Raw genomic sequence first — 14067 nt, 5'->3', positions numbered from 1 at the left:
TCGCTATCGGCCGGATGTACTACGACGGATGGTGGTACTACCTTCACCTCGGCCCATTCTGGGTCAATGCGGCCCCTTATCCAGATAAGTAAACAGAACAAGGACTGACACCGATGGAAGACCGAGCAGGTATTGTCGAGATGGAAATGACCGCGATCCACGATGCGGTCATGGCTCCCGTGACCGAGCCGACCCAGGAGCGAATCCCGCCGCTCTGCGACATTGACTCGATGGAGTCGTATCTCAAGAATTACGGCGCGATCCTTGGCCGCAAAGCGATCCACGCTTTGACCCCGCTGCACGTGCCAGGACGAGACGAACTCCTCGACTTCGACGACGTTCTTCGTGAACCGTTTCCCGCCCAAGCCCACGCGATCACCGCCGCCGTCAAGATGCTCAACACGGTCGGCAACGGCATGATCGTCGGCGAGATGGGCACAGGCAAGACGATTATGGGTCAGCTTGCAGCCCACAAACACGCCTGTCAGAGCCGCCGAAAAGGAGGCAGCGGCGGCAACTATCGCGCTATCGTTCTCTGCCCAGACCACCTGATTGGCAAGTGGTGCCGTGAGATCGAAGAGACGATCCCAGACGCGACTATCTCTCGGTTTGGGCCTCAGGGCATCGACGAGGATAAACCCGCCAGGCGGCCGAGGGGGGCCGAAAAACCCGAATCGAACAGCAAGGCTACCCTGCGGGACGTGGTCGCATTGTTCGGTAAATCGGGCGGCTCGCGGTGGCGGAAGCCTGAAGGTGCCGAGTGGTTTATCCTCGGCCGAAACCAGGCCAAGTGGCTCTCGGATTGGTCCGGCATTGCGGACCTGGACGGCGGATTCAGAGCGATCCAAGGGGCACTGACCCAGATCGCCGAGACCTCCTTGGTTGGACGTGACGCTGATGGCAACCCCGTCACTGAGACCCTGCACGTCCTCCCAATGCCGATGCCGCCGACGCCAAAACTGCACGCCGTTTCGAGCAAAAACCGGGTCGTCGACAAGTCGCCTGTTCTGAACGAGTTTGGCCAGCAGACCTACGATCGGCTTGGTCGGCCCATCACGAAGAACGTCACCGCTCGCGTCCATTACTGCCCGTCTTGCGGCCAGGTTGTCCGCGACAAGAAGGGCGTTCCAGTGAGCGAGAAGGATCTCACGTCGAAGAAAAACGTGACCCAAAAGGTGTGCAAAGGCGTCTTCCTTCAGATGCTCCCAGCTCCCGCCGACCGCAAGTCTCACGGCCTGGTTCGCATCGCTCTTCCCGCCGAGCTTGCCTCGATCGCCAACCGTCCGGGTCATGAAGTGAAGCACGCCGGGTTCAAGTGGGTTGTCCGCGAGTGCAAGGAACCGCTGTACAACTACACGACTCGACCTTATCGCTGGTCGCCTGCCAGGATCATCCAAAAGAAGTGCAAACGGATGTTCCGCTACCTCCTGATTGACGAGGTGCATGAGCAGAAAAGCGACGAGTCGGCGCAGTCAATGGCTTGCGGAAAACTGATCGCGTCAGTCAATCACGTCATCGCTCTGACCGGCACGATCATCGGCGGCTACGCGAACCACCTATATCCGCTCATGATGCGGATCACGCCAAAGTCGCTCCGCGACGAAGGTTTTGAGTGGGGCAAAGACATGGCTTTCGTCGAGCGGTACGGCAAGATAGACCGGATCGTAACGACCAAAGAGGACGATAGCAGCCCGAGCGTCAAGGGCAACGTCAAGTCGATGCGGCGGGCCAAGAGTGGCAACGCGACCCAACGGAAGGCGGTTCGCCCCGGCGTAATGCCGACCATGTTTGGCCGGCACATGATCGGTTCAAGCCTCTTCGTCACGCTCGACGAAATGGCCGATGAGTTGCCGGATTTGTTCGAGTACGTCGGCGGCCCCAAGCCTATGCCGGCCGGGGATGTCGATGGCGACCACGCGGAACGGATGGTCGACGGCTGGTTCGACTGCGCGGTTGACATGGATCTGGAGCAGGAGGACGAGTACCGGCGGATCATGGCGACCCTGGAGTTCGCGAACCGGGAATTGCTTCAACGCGGAAGCATGAAACTCCTGGGAACGTACCTCTGGACCGGCCTCGATTACCCCGATCGGCCGTTCGGTTGGGAACACGATTCTGAGATCAAAAAGGCGATCAGCCAGTCCAGTGAAGGCCAAGCTCCAGGGCTACTCGGCCAGTCGTTCATTCGGAATTTCAATCACCAATTCGACGCCGCGACCGAGACTTTAGTGCTCACTAGAGTCGATTCTGGTGAAGCCGAAACGGATCGCATCCCGCTGAAAAAGGACGGCGGCGTCTACTGGTTGGACGTGTCTTTCAACGGAAAAACGAAGTCGCTGGTCTACGACACTGGCGCGTCGAGCATCTCGATTTCATTGGCGATGGCTGCCGAGATCGGGCTTAAGCCTCGCAAGGGCGACGAGGATGTGTCGTGCCAGGTGGCGGACGGTTCGATTGTGAGTGCCAGAAAAACGACGGTTGCCTCTGTGAAAGTTGGCAAGTTTGCGGTCACAAACGTCGAGTGTGTCGTCGTGCCGCCAAGTAATCTACCCCACACGGTCGGCTATTGGGATCAGCCTGGCATCCGCACGATCGACAACTTTGTCGGTGTCGTCACCCCGAGGGATCTTCCTGAGGACACGATCTATCCCAAGGAACAGCGGCTCATTGACATCTGTAAGAAGCAGAAGGAGGACGGCCGTCAGACCTGGGTCTACGTGCAGATGAGCGGCAAGCGGAACATCCAGCCGCGTCTCGCTAAGCTCCTCGAAGCCGAGGGACTCAAGGTCGGAATCCTTCGGTCAGATGATGTGGAGCCGATCGAGCGCGAGGAGTGGATCGCCAAGAACGGCCGCAACTACGACGTGATGATCAGCCATCCACAACTCGTCAGCACGGGCCTGGACTTGTTCTCGAAGAAGCAGGGCGGCCACAACTACTCGACGCTCGTCTTTTACGAGACCGGCTACAACCTGTTCACGATGACGCAGGCGGCTCGCCGAGCCTGGCGTATCGGGCAGCCGCTCGACTGCCGTGTTTACTACCTCTACTACAAGGACACGATGCAGCACAAGGCGATGCAGGTCATATCCAAGAAGAAGGCCGCGCTGGACGCGATCAACGGTGACTTCTCGGCCGATGGCCTGGCGGCGATGGCCGGCGAAGACAATCTCCAGATGGCCTTGGCCAAGAACCTCTCTGAGCGGATCAACGAATCCGACATGCAGCGGTCCTGGAACAAGGTCAAGAGTGGCCCAAAGAAGGTCAAGCGACCCACGACGGCCATCGCTGATATCACGCCTAAGTCGGCCAAGCCAGGACCGCTGGACGATCTCCCGATCGAGCTACAAATGGCGGGCGAGTCTCTCGTCGAAGCGCAGGCCAAACCGATCCCGCCCGAGGCTCTGGCTGAGTTTCCGAAGCTGCACGAGAAGCTGTCTACGCACAACCATGGCTTCGACGCCAAGTCCACGAACCAAGAGTTCGAGGAGCACGAGGCGGATATCGAGGATGCGGTGGACGAGGAAGAAGGGTTTGGTGAATACGCTTGGGAGCCGGCCGCGATGGATAAGCCTCGTGATCTTGGCGACACTGAGCCGGATGAGGCCGAGAGCGAGTTCGACACCACCTTCGACGATGAGGTGGACGACTCTGATGTACCCGAGTTGACCGAGGAGATCCTCGCGAAGATGTTCGCCAACATGATGGCCCACGGACTCGAAGTCTGACTAATCCGGCCCCAAGGATGGGGCCTTCTGGATCAGCTCTTAAGTAAATCGCTTTTTGACTTGCATCCACTCAATGTCGGGCTTAGTCTTTCTTGGATTTCAGAAAAAATAGGCCCAACCGAGAGGTTTAGATGACAAACACAAAGAGCCGAATAACCGCCGTGGAATTAGTGATTACTATCATCTTGGCACTGATCACTTGTATCGCGATATGGTCGACGATCAAAGAAAGATACCGCCCTGAAATCGGACATCCGGTCGACACTAGGGCTGGCTGCTGAGAAGAGGATTCGCGGTTTCCCGGAATTCATCCTGCCCGGTTTCCGCTATAATGGCGGCATCCGGGCTTTTCTGTTTGGAGGCCAAAATGCAAATCGAGCTACTGATCGCGAAGCTTAAACTGATCGCGGCACGGTCGCCGGGGTATGAGGTCTACGTCACGATGGGTGGCGTCTGCCGCGACCTTAAATATGGCTGCCAGATTTACGAGTACCACCAAGAAAAGGCCGTGATGATTGATCCTGAGGAATCATTCCTCGTGGAACTTAGGCGGGGCAATCCTCCGCTCACGGTAGGCGGCCGAGACGACTATTGACTTTAGATCGAGAGATCGAGCCTCAGTCTGTGTTTGTTATGATCGCCTACTCCCTCAGGAGAGAACCTTGCGGAACTCGTCGGGCCGTTCCCAGGCGACCGTCCAGGCGCAGATGCCGCCGCTGCTGGCCCCGGAGATGGCGCGGCTGTCGGGATCGTGGCGGAGCTTGACCGTCTTTTCGACCTCGGGGAGGATCTCCTCGAGGAGGTATCGCGCGTACCGGTCGGAGAGGGTGTCGTATTCGACGCTTCGCTGACCGCGGCCTTGCTCGCCCGGTCCGTTGCCTGGGTTGATGAGAATGGCGACGGTAACCGGCATCTCGCCGCTGGCGATCAGGTTGTCGAAGACGGTCGGGACGAAGTCCTTATAACCCCCGCCATCCTGGAAGACCATCACGCAGGCTGGGGTGTCGTCCTTGTATTGCGCCGGGACGTAGACCCACCAGTCGCGGCTTGTGCCGTCGTAGATCTTGCTCTTCCAGGGGGGCTGCTGGGTGAGCTTGCCCTTGGGCACGTCGGACCGGGGCACGCTGTCGGGATGCGTGGCGTAGACCTCAAGCTGGTCAGCGCCGCGCTGGTTGGGCTTGAGGACCCGCTCGACCCGCTTCCCGGAGACCTCGTACGCCCAGCGCATCGCGGCCCCGTCCGGCAGCGGGATGGTGGCCGCATAGACGTCGGTCGTGCCGATCCGGACCAAGGGCAAGTTGAACGAGCCTTCCAGAGCGACCACCCGAGGCGCCACGCCCTCGCCCGGCACTTCGATCGCCCAGGCCACCTCGAGCCCGTCAACCTTGGGACTCGCCCCCTTGAGCAGGTTGTCCTTGCCGAACCAGGCGCGAATTTCCTTCGCGAGCCGCTCCGCATCCTCGCCCTTGGGCGCGGTCGCCAGCCGCTCACTCAGCGCCTTGGGCGTCAGCGCCTCCGCGGCTTGCAGATCCGCCGACGCAGTCCCCGCCAGCCCGAGCATCAAGAAAAAGCCGCCCCTCAGCACACTCCGCAAACTCATTGTCGTGTCCTCCCCATGGCTCAAAAGCGGGAGGTTCACCCTGTTATCCCCCCGCCGTGATGTTTCACAAGACGGTTGTCAGCCGGGGGAGTGGGGAAGTCAAGAGGGCAGGGCATACCATAAACGAAACCGCATTTTATACATCACCGCAATTCATCAAGCAACCGCTTCTTTTTTTCTTGAAATAAGCAACATAGTTATAATCGTTCTGATTCTCCGTCAGCAACCGTCTCCATCCTGACGGATCGACTTCAGCCTGCCCGACAAGTCAAGGGAGTGGGAGTGGGACCACCACGCCGAATCGGACAAGCTCAAGGCCTATCGAATCCAACGGATCAAGCGACCCGCCGAGAGACTCAAAAGGAACCCCCAGATCGGTGAGCCGGCGGGCGATCTTGCGCAAAGCATCCTGGATGGCGCTCTTCTCCTCGAAGTGCCGGCTCCCTTCGCTCAAGGCCCACTTCCAGTCTTGGTTCAGGCGTTGCTCGCGAGTTGGCATGACTCGCCTCGCACACACCCCAACATCGCCTGAACCAATCGGCCAATCGATCAGGAAACCGGGAGCAAAGGATCAAGAATGTCCGGCTCGCTCGGTGAGCTCACCGAACTTGAAGTCGCCGGATGGAGTTGCCGCTGCTGATCCCAGGCCAACCGAAGAAGTTCACCCAGCAACTCGAGATCCGCGTACGAATCCAGATTCACGCAAGACCAACCCAGTTGCGAGACCATACTCTGCAAGGAAGGGACGAGTTGCTGCGTTTGTTCCAGGGAAATGGGCACCCAGACGCAGGGGCGTTTCCGATCAAAGTAGAGTCGGCACATCACCCACGTGCGTCGTTCAGGCAAATGGATTTTGAAATAGGAGAGTGTGTCTTCATACGCAATCGGACGATCGTCGCCAAGCAAGCGCTGAATGGTGGCAAAGCCTTCGAGTTCTTCCTTGGTCGTTTCGATCTTCGGCGGCGCGTTGTTGCCTGTGGAGGTGGCATCGCTTAACGAAGGACTACTCAAAACCATCGAAAGCATGCGTTGCTTGACCCATTCCTCGAGAGCGTTAGCCACAACGGGCTTCCAAAACTCGAGGACTGTCTTCGTGAGCATCCGGGTTTCGATGTTGGTAATCGCAATTTTGACAAACTCGAATGACGGCTCGAGCAGTCGACTGAGTTCCCCAACCAGCAGGTTTTGCGCGTGCTTGCGCTCCGCGAACGTTCGAATCAACTGGGGATTGTATTGGGATTTTTGAAGGAGGGTCAGAAAATCGAACGGAGGCTCGTCATCGGACAGAACGTCCCATTTGATGAACGGCTCCTTGTCCATCACATTCGCGTGCGCGACATCGGTGAAAAAGCGCCACTGAACTCCATTGGTCAGGATGCCCAGCTTGACGTCGGTCGACTTCGCGAAGTAATCGCCTAACTGCTCGTCGTAACCGGGAAGCTTCTTACCGACTTCCTTGGCCTCGACGAAGAAGATCGGCCGGCCACCTTGGAAGAAGGCCCAATCAATGGGCTTGACCGACCGACCCGGGCCGAAATCGGTGCGGTATTCGGGAACGCATTCGCGGGGGTCGGTCAGATCGTATCCGAGGATCGTGAGCAGAGGACCGATCAGACTTTGCTTGGTTGCCTGCTCATTGCCTCTCACGTGGTCGGCGAGTTCTCTCACGCGCTTCACGTAGGCACCGATCGCCTCGCTCATCTGACCCCCCATTCTGAATCATTATTGTGATTTAGCTCAAATCCAATCGTTTGAACGGCAGGCGTTCGTCCATGACGTTGATTATCTTCACACCACCAAATTGAGAAGTCGAGACTTTCTTGCGGGCTTGCTGTCGTTTCGCCTCGCCACGGATCATCCCTGACCCGCGCGGTCTGGAGCGATATCCAGATGCCGGAGGCTCAACCGTCCCCACGAAGCAAGAATGCGGGCGGGGCGCCCGCGGTCCCAGAGAACACAATCGATTCGGGAACCGCGGGCATCCTCTAAAGCGGTTTTCGCCTCAAATCACCGGTTCGTCATCGACGTCCGGCTCGTCGATGTGGTCCCTGGCCTCAGCGTCACCGACGCCGTCGTCCATGATGTGGCCCACGGCTTCGCCGTCGACGGGTACGGCCGCGGCCGCGGCGTTGAGCTCGGCGGCGTCCACTTCGAGTTCGACGTCGGCCGTCAGCTCCTCTTCGGGGAGTTTGGCGAGGCTGCTGACGCTGTCCCCTTCCTCAACGCGGATCAGGCGGACCCCTTGGGTGTTCCGGCCGATCTCGCGCATGTCGGCGACCGGGGTGCGGATCAGGATACCGCTGGTCGTCGTGAGCATCACCTCGTCGGCTTCGGTGACCTTGGCGATCGCCACCACCGGGCCGTTGCGGTCGGTGGTCTTGATGTCGATCAGACCCTTGCCGCCTCGACGTTGCGAGCGGTACTCGGTCAGGATGGTTCGCTTGCCGAACCCCTTGGCGCAGACGGTCAGGATGCTCGCCGGGTCGTCCTCGCCGTTCGCGACGATCATGCCGATGACCTCGTCGTCATCGAGCAGGCCGATCCCACGAACGCCGTGTGCCGGGCGGCCCATGGCGCGGACGTCGGACTCGTCGAACCGGATCGCCATCCCTTGGCTGGTGCTCAGGACGACCTGATCGCCGGCCTTGGTCCGGGCCACGCCGATGAGCTGGTCGCCTTCATCAAGTCCAAGGGCGATGATCCCGCGGCCCAGGGGGCGGCTGAACGCCGTCAGTTCGGTCTTCTTGACCGTCCCGCGGCGGGTGACCATCATCAGGCACTCGTCTTCGTTGAACTTGCGGACCGGGATCAGGCCGGTGATCTTTTCCCCCTCGCCCAGTTGCAGGAGGTTGACGATCGCGCGGCCGCCGGAGGTCCGGGTCGCCATCGGCAGGTCATAGACCTTGAGCCAGTAGACCTTGCCCCGGTCGGTGAAGAAGAGGATGTAGTCGTGCGTCAAGGCGACGAACATCCGCTCGAGGAAGTCCCCTTCCTTGGTGTTCGCCGCGGTGATCCCGCGGCCGCCGCGGTTCTGGGCGCGGTAGGTGCTGGGAGGGAGTCGCTTGATGTAGCCGTCGTGGGTGACGGTGACCACCATGTACTCCTCGCGGATCAGGGCTTCCTTGTCGTAGTCGCCCAGTTCCTCGAGGTCGATCACACTCCGTCGCGGGTTGGCGTACTTCGCCTTCAGCTCGCGCATATCCGCGCGGATCAGGTCGAGGATCACCTGCTCGTCGCCCAGGATCCGCTCGTATTCGGCGATATCCCGCTTGAGCCCCTTGTATTCGCCCCCGAGCTTGTCGGCCTCGAGGCCGGTCAACTGCTGGAGCCGCATTGCCAGGATCGCGTCGGCCTGCATTCGGGTCAGGCTGGTGGCGGCCTTGGCGTCGGGGTCGTCCAGGGCGCGGCGGAGAATCTCGGCCGAGACTTCCAGGCCCATCAATCGCGCCCGCGCCTCGACGGGGTTGGCCGACGACCGGATCACCCGGATGATCTCGTCGATGTAGGAGAGCGCGACCAGCAAGCCTTCGAGGATGTGGGCCCGCGCTCGCGCCTGGCGGAGCTGGAACTGGGTCCGGCGGCGGATCACATTGACCCGGTGCTCGACGAAGAGTCGGAGGAACTCCTTGAGCGGCAGGGTTCGCGGCCGGCCGTCGACCAGGGCCAGCATGATCACGCTGAACGAGTCTTGGAGCGGCGAGTACTGGAAGAGCTGGTTGAGGACCACGTTGGGGTCCTCCCCCTTCTTGACCTTCACGACGATCCGGACCGGCTCCTTACGGCCGCTCTCGTCCTGGATGTCGGTCACGCCGGTGACCCGGTCGGTGTTGACCAGTTCGGCCAGCTTCTTGAGGAGCGGCTCTTTGGTGAGCTGGTACGGGATCTCGGTGAAGATGATCTGCGAGCGCCCGTCCTTCTGCTCTTCGATCGTGTACTTGGCGCGGAGGATCACCTTGCCGCGGCCGGTGCGATAGGCCTCGCGCACCGTGTGCCGGCCGCAGATGGTGGCGCCGGTGGGGAAGTCCGGAGCCGGAATGATCTCGAGGAGCTCGTCGAGCTCGATGAGCGGGTTATCGATCCAGGCGACGACCGCGTCGCAGACCTCGCCCAGGTTGTGGGGCGGGATGCTCGTGGCCATGCCGACGGCGATCCCCCCGGAGCCGTTGACGAGCAGGTTGGGAAACTTGCCCGGCAAGACCCGAGGCTCTTGGTGTTTCTCGTCGTAGCTCGGCTGAAAGTCGACGGTGTCGAGCTTGATATCTTCGAGCATCTCGGCGGCAACCGGGCTGAGCTTGGCCTCGGTGTACCGCATCGCCGCGGGAGGGAGCCCGTGAATCGACCCGAAGTTCCCCTGGCCGGAGATCAGGAGGTGGCGCATGTTCCACCACTGCGCCATGCGGGCCAGGGTCGGATAGATCGAGTTGTCGCCGTGCGGGTGATACCGCTTCATCGTCTCGCCGACGATCCCGGCGCACTTGCTGGTCGAGCCTCCCGGGCTCAGTCCCAGGTCGAGCATCGCCATCAGAATCCGCCGCTGCGACGGCTTCAAGCCATCGCGGACGTCAGGCAGGGCCCGGCTGATGATCACCGACATCGCGTAGTTGAGGTAGCTCTCCTTGAGCTCCTCTTCGATATTGAGAGGCAAGGGCCGCAAGTGATCGGCCGGCGGTAAAGCAGTACTCACAGATCCATCGCTCCCTCGTCGAACGCGCCGCCGCCGTGCCCCAGGCCCTCCACAAGTAATAGACCGCCCGGGCGCGCGACCTGGCAAGGGTTCAATTGTACCCATTTCAGCCCCCCGACGCAACGTCCAAGGCGATGATTTCACCGCACTTAAGTCTCAAATCGGCAAGCAGTTTGCGTTAGAGACGACGCCCCTTCGGAGTGGCCGCGTGGCGGCCGAGAATTTCGCCAGGTTGAACGGCGAGACTTTCCAAGCCGAAACCAAGGACGGGTCCGGCCGCGGTCGCGAGTGAAGTGGGAAAGGATTTCCAGAGGGACGCGAAAGTCAGGTAGAATCTTATTAAAGAGACTCTCGGGAGCCACCGCTCGGCCCAGTCCAAAGCAACGAGACGGCCTATGTCGAAGCACAAAGACCGCAAGCGGGTCGAGATGAAACCCGGATTTACAAAACGATCACCCGCCCAGGAGGTGGAGCACCTGATTCAGAAGGGGCGACTCAAGGACGCGGTGAAACAGGCCAAGCTTTGCTACCGCGACGAGAGCACTCCGGAGAACCACCGTTTGCTCGAACGCGCCTACTTCCTGAGGGCGCAGCAACTCCACCGGGAAGCGATGCCGACGTCGGCGGCGGAGGTGGCCCAGCACCTGCTCGAGTTCGGTGTCACCGACCCGGGCCTGCCGGCGGACCTGGTTCCACTCTTGCTGGCGGTCGGGCTGTCGAGCGCGGCGATGGCGATGGGAGAACGGCTGGAAGCGCCGGAGGACCGGGCGCGCCTGATCCTCACGGCGGCCGACCAGGCCGTGCTCGACCCCAAGCGGGCCCCCGCCGCCTTGACCGAGATCCGCGAGGGATCGGCCTTGATCCGAGGGGCCCTGGAGGCGCTCGACGCCGAGGATGAGGCAGGGGCCCTCGACCGGTTGCGGGGCATTGCCCGCAGCTCACCGTTTGCCGACTGGCGTTACTTCGTGCGCGGGCTGGCCGCCCTGCGCCGTCGCGACGACGAGCAAGTGGCCGCCAACTGGGACCGGCTCGACCCTGAACGTACCGCCGCTCGGATCGCGCAGAGCCTCAGGAGCTTGATCGAGAAACCGTCCCAGACCACAACCACAACCGGCACGGCCACCGCCTCAAACCTCAAAGTCATCGAGTCCGCGGTTTTCGGCGCGGAGCTCATCACCCAGCTCGAGCAATTCCAACAGTTCCTGAACGACAACCGATGGGATGACGCGATTTCGCTCCTGATCCATCTCCGTTTCAACCTGCGGCGGGTCGACCCGCGGCTCGCCGAGCGTCTGACCCGGATCCTGCTCTGGCCTTTGATGGAACACACCGCGCAGGCCTCGCCAAGGGAGGCGCGGCAGTTGGTCGGGAACTTCGTGAGGGCGGCCGAACCGTTGTCGATCGACCCGCGCTGGAATCGCCTCCGCGCCCTGATCGCAGATGGTCCGCATGGGGATTTCGAGGATTCTGAGAAGTTCTGGAAAGCCTATCTCGAGGATCTCAAGATCCTGCCGACCTTCAGCCCCGAAGAACGCAATCGGGCCCAGGCCCTGGTCTGGAACCACCTGGGACACGAGTTCGCCCAAGGGGCCGACCCCGACCTTGACCACTTGTTTGATACTCCGTCAACCAGCGAGGATCTCGAGTACGCGCGAAGGCGGACGATCGAGTGCCTGGAAGCAAGCCTCCAGGTCGATCCCACGTTCCTGGCCGGCTATGAATCCCTCCTCCACACTTACGAAAACTGGGACCAGGACGACCGGGCCGAGGTCGCCGCAAACCGACTCCTGGCGGCGTTCCCCAACCACTACGACACGCTGCTCTGGCTGATCCATCGTCACTTCAGGCAGGACCAGCACGGCAAGGCGCTGCCCTTGGTTCAGCGGGCACGCGTGCTCAAGCCGCTCGACGAAGCCTTACGCGAGCTGGAATGGTCGGCACACGTTACTCTCGCCCGTCATCACGCCCTCAAGGAGCGCTGGGACGAAGGGCGCGCCGAGTTCGCGCTGGCCGAGGCGGTCGGGTCGGAGCAGACCAAGTCGTTCCTCTATCTGGCGCGCCGAGCGGTTTTCGAGTTCAAAGCGGGCCAGGACGACCGCGCCGAGGAATTCCTCAAGGCCGCTCAGAAGCTGCTCGGCGAGCCCACTCCGCTCTGGCTCGCGATCCTGATCGAAGGGGCGCGCTACGACCTCCCGAAAGCGACGATGGATCGCTTCAACCACCTCTGGGAGGTCGGGCTGGCGAAGAAAGGCAATCGTGAGACGGCCGGGAAGTTGGCCGAGCTTCTCATCATCTATCTCGGCGGTCACGTCAACTACACAGGTCTGAGCCATCACGTCCACCAATTGACCGAGTACCTCAAGCGGTCGTCGCGGGTCCACTTTCGCCGCGACGAGTTGATCAACATTTGCACGTTCCTGAACCATGAGTCCGTCGATGCGAAAGAGCTCCTCGAGAAGCTGGCCAGGCGCGGTCTGAAAAACTTCCCGGACTATGCCGGGTTCCCCTTCCTGGTCGCCGTCAACGAGTTCGCGAAGGGGCCGCACCACGCCAACCTGCATCAGATCCGGATCGATCTGGACAAGGCCCTCAAGCTCGCCCAGGCCTCGAGCGACCCCAAGGAAACCGAACTGATCCCCCCCTCAAAGCAATCTTGTCGAAAATCGAGGAGATCATTTCCCACGCATTCGGCGGCCCGTTCGGAATGCCCTTCCCCAGCTTCGGAGGCCCGAGAGGTAGGTTCCCTCAATCGTTTGCCGACATGTTCGCAAACATTGACATGGAACCTTCCTATGAGTTTTTCGACGATGATGATGAGGACGACGAAGACGAGGACGACATTCCCTTCTTTGGTCGCCGAATCGACCCGGGCCCGCCACCGACCGGGTCGAGCCGAAGCACCCCCAAGAAGAAAACAACGAAGCCGACAAAGACAAAGAAGAAACGGTGAGCCAAGATGAACGATCCTTACGAGATCCTCGGACTGGAGCGCGACGCCGACGAGGCGGAAATTCGCAAGCGCTATCTCGAGCTGGTTCGCGAGTTTTCCCCGGACCGCGCCCCCGAGCGGTTCACCGCCATCCGGGCGGCGTATGACGAGGTTCGCGACCCGCTCCGGCGGCTCGAGACCCAGTTGTTCGGGTTCAAGTCTCACGACTCGATCGACGCGCTTTTGACCGACCTCCGCGCTCGGTTGCGGGACGCTCGGATCCCGATGGAAACCCTGCTCAAACTGGCGGAGACGTCATGATCGACCGGGTTGACGACGAAACCCTCCTCGACCACTTCCGTCAGTGGCTCCAGCAGGCTCGGGCCGAGGCCGAGGCGGTGGACGACCAGTCGGGAAGTGAGTCCCGCGAACCCGAGGCCGAGGTCCGGGAAGTCGGGATCTTCCAGTTGATCGAGGAATTCACGGCGCTTCGGCACGAGCTCAAGCTCCAGACCCGGAGTGCCCGGGGCCTGCAAGAACAGAGCGAGACGCTCCTGGGGGCGATGCAGCAGGCGATCGACCAGTTCCGCTCGGTCGAACCCAAGGAAAATCAAGCGGCCTGGGCAGCGGGCAAGCCGCTAGCCGAGGCCCTGGCCGACCTCGACGAGGCGCTGGACCGCGGGCGCATCGAGATCGAAAAGGTCACCCGTCGTCTGATCGACGAACCGGTGCAAGCCGTCCAAGCCGCCTTCGACGCGCTTTATACCCAGAGTTCCTGGTTCCGTCGTCGTCTGCTCAAGTCCTATCATGAACAGGTCAAGGCGATCGTCCGAGACAAAGGGCAGGTCCGCCGGGAACTCGTCGATGCGCTTCTCGAAGGCTACGGCCTGATCCAGGCCCGGCTCCGCCGCGCCTTGAAGTCAGAGCGGATCCACGCCATCGAGTGCCTCAACCGGCCGGTCGATCCCGAGTTGATGACCGTGGTCGAGGTGGTCGAGGACCCCGACCGGCCCCCTGGAATCGTCGTCGAGCAGATCCGCCGCGGCTACACCTGGCAAGGCCGGCTGCTTCGCTACGCCGAGGTTCGGGCCTCGCGAGCCCCTTCACCCGCGCTCGACTCTTAAAT

General features: G+C 61.3%; 9 protein-coding genes. 5 read left to right on the top strand and 4 right to left on the bottom strand.

Features of this window, described 5'->3' with window-relative positions; translation table 11 throughout:
- Window positions 1–113 precede the first annotated feature (113 nt).
- Window positions 114–3728 (top strand): aspartyl protease family protein, encoded by a 3615-nt coding sequence (locus BUS42_RS20250; protein WP_074309175.1) that lies wholly within the window; start codon window positions 114–116, stop codon window positions 3726–3728.
- A gap of 367 nt (window positions 3729–4095) precedes the next feature.
- The gene (locus BUS42_RS20245; RefSeq protein ID WP_074309171.1) at window positions 4096–4323 is read left to right on the top strand and encodes a hypothetical protein; all 228 of its coding nucleotides are present in this window, start codon (window positions 4096–4098) and stop codon (window positions 4321–4323) included.
- A 54-nt stretch (window positions 4324–4377) separates the two neighbouring features.
- On the opposite strand, the gene BUS42_RS20240 is transcribed toward BUS42_RS20245, so the two are convergent.
- The 4 genes from BUS42_RS20240 to gyrA form a co-directional block, all read right to left on the bottom strand.
- Window positions 4378–5328: an alpha/beta hydrolase gene (locus BUS42_RS20240; protein ID WP_254053631.1), complete on the bottom strand. Its 951-nt coding sequence runs from the start codon at window positions 5326–5328 to the stop codon at window positions 4378–4380.
- Between the two features lie 268 nt (window positions 5329–5596).
- Window positions 5597–5827, bottom strand: a complete 231-nt coding sequence (locus tag BUS42_RS20235; RefSeq protein WP_074309170.1) for a hypothetical protein — start codon at window positions 5825–5827, stop codon at window positions 5597–5599.
- Window positions 5828–5877: 50 nt separating this feature from the next.
- Complete coding sequence (locus BUS42_RS20230; protein ID WP_254053630.1) at window positions 5878–7029, bottom strand: hypothetical protein; 1152 nt, start codon at window positions 7027–7029, stop codon at window positions 5878–5880.
- A gap of 301 nt (window positions 7030–7330) precedes the next feature.
- Window positions 7331–10012 carry a DNA gyrase subunit A gene (gene gyrA / locus BUS42_RS20225; protein ID WP_074309163.1) on the bottom strand — a complete coding sequence of 894 codons (2682 nt, stop codon included), beginning with the start codon at window positions 10010–10012 and terminating at the stop codon, window positions 7331–7333.
- A 395-nt stretch (window positions 10013–10407) separates the two neighbouring features.
- Here gyrA and BUS42_RS20220 point away from each other — a divergent pair, with 395 nt between their 5' ends.
- The 3 genes from BUS42_RS20220 to grpE are packed head-to-tail and all read left to right on the top strand — an operon-like array spanning window position 10408 to window position 14065.
- On the top strand, window positions 10408–12972 hold the full coding sequence (locus BUS42_RS20220) for a tetratricopeptide repeat protein (protein ID WP_173878247.1): 2565 nt from the start codon (window positions 10408–10410) through the stop codon (window positions 12970–12972).
- The gene (locus tag BUS42_RS20215; RefSeq protein WP_074309160.1) at window positions 12969–13262 is read left to right on the top strand and encodes a J domain-containing protein; all 294 of its coding nucleotides are present in this window, start codon (window positions 12969–12971) and stop codon (window positions 13260–13262) included. The genes BUS42_RS20220 and BUS42_RS20215 overlap by 4 nt, the downstream gene beginning before the upstream one ends.
- Window positions 13259–14065: a nucleotide exchange factor GrpE gene (gene grpE / locus BUS42_RS20210; protein WP_074309158.1), complete on the top strand. Its 807-nt coding sequence runs from the start codon at window positions 13259–13261 to the stop codon at window positions 14063–14065. Before BUS42_RS20215 ends, grpE begins: the two co-directional genes overlap by 4 nt.
- Window positions 14066–14067: the final 2 nt, after the last annotated feature.

The sequence above is a fragment of the Singulisphaera sp. GP187 genome (assembly GCF_900129635.1).
GTDB lineage: Bacteria > Planctomycetota > Planctomycetia > Isosphaerales > Isosphaeraceae > Singulisphaera.
The sequence above is the reverse complement of the archived record's forward strand: the minus strand, read 5'-3'. Positions and strand labels throughout refer to the sequence as shown.

What these genes read in the sequence shown, in the direction of transcription:
- BUS42_RS20250 (WP_074309175.1), top strand. Translation starts at nt 114, where the DNA reads ATGGAAGACCGAGCAGGTATTGTCGAGATGGAAATGACCGCGATCCAC.
- BUS42_RS20245 (WP_074309171.1), top strand. Translation starts at nt 4,096, where the DNA reads ATGCAAATCGAGCTACTGATCGCGAAGCTTAAACTGATCGCGGCACGG.
- BUS42_RS20240 (WP_254053631.1), bottom strand. Translation starts at nt 5,328, where the DNA reads ATGAGTTTGCGGAGTGTGCTGAGGGGCGGCTTTTTCTTGATGCTCGGG.
- BUS42_RS20235 (WP_074309170.1), bottom strand. Translation starts at nt 5,827, where the DNA reads ATGCCAACTCGCGAGCAACGCCTGAACCAAGACTGGAAGTGGGCCTTG.
- BUS42_RS20230 (WP_254053630.1), bottom strand. Translation starts at nt 7,029, where the DNA reads ATGAGCGAGGCGATCGGTGCCTACGTGAAGCGCGTGAGAGAACTCGCC.
- BUS42_RS20220 (WP_173878247.1), top strand. Translation starts at nt 10,408, where the DNA reads ATGTCGAAGCACAAAGACCGCAAGCGGGTCGAGATGAAACCCGGATTT.
- BUS42_RS20215 (WP_074309160.1), top strand. Translation starts at nt 12,969, where the DNA reads ATGAACGATCCTTACGAGATCCTCGGACTGGAGCGCGACGCCGACGAG.
- grpE (WP_074309158.1), top strand. Translation starts at nt 13,259, where the DNA reads ATGATCGACCGGGTTGACGACGAAACCCTCCTCGACCACTTCCGTCAG.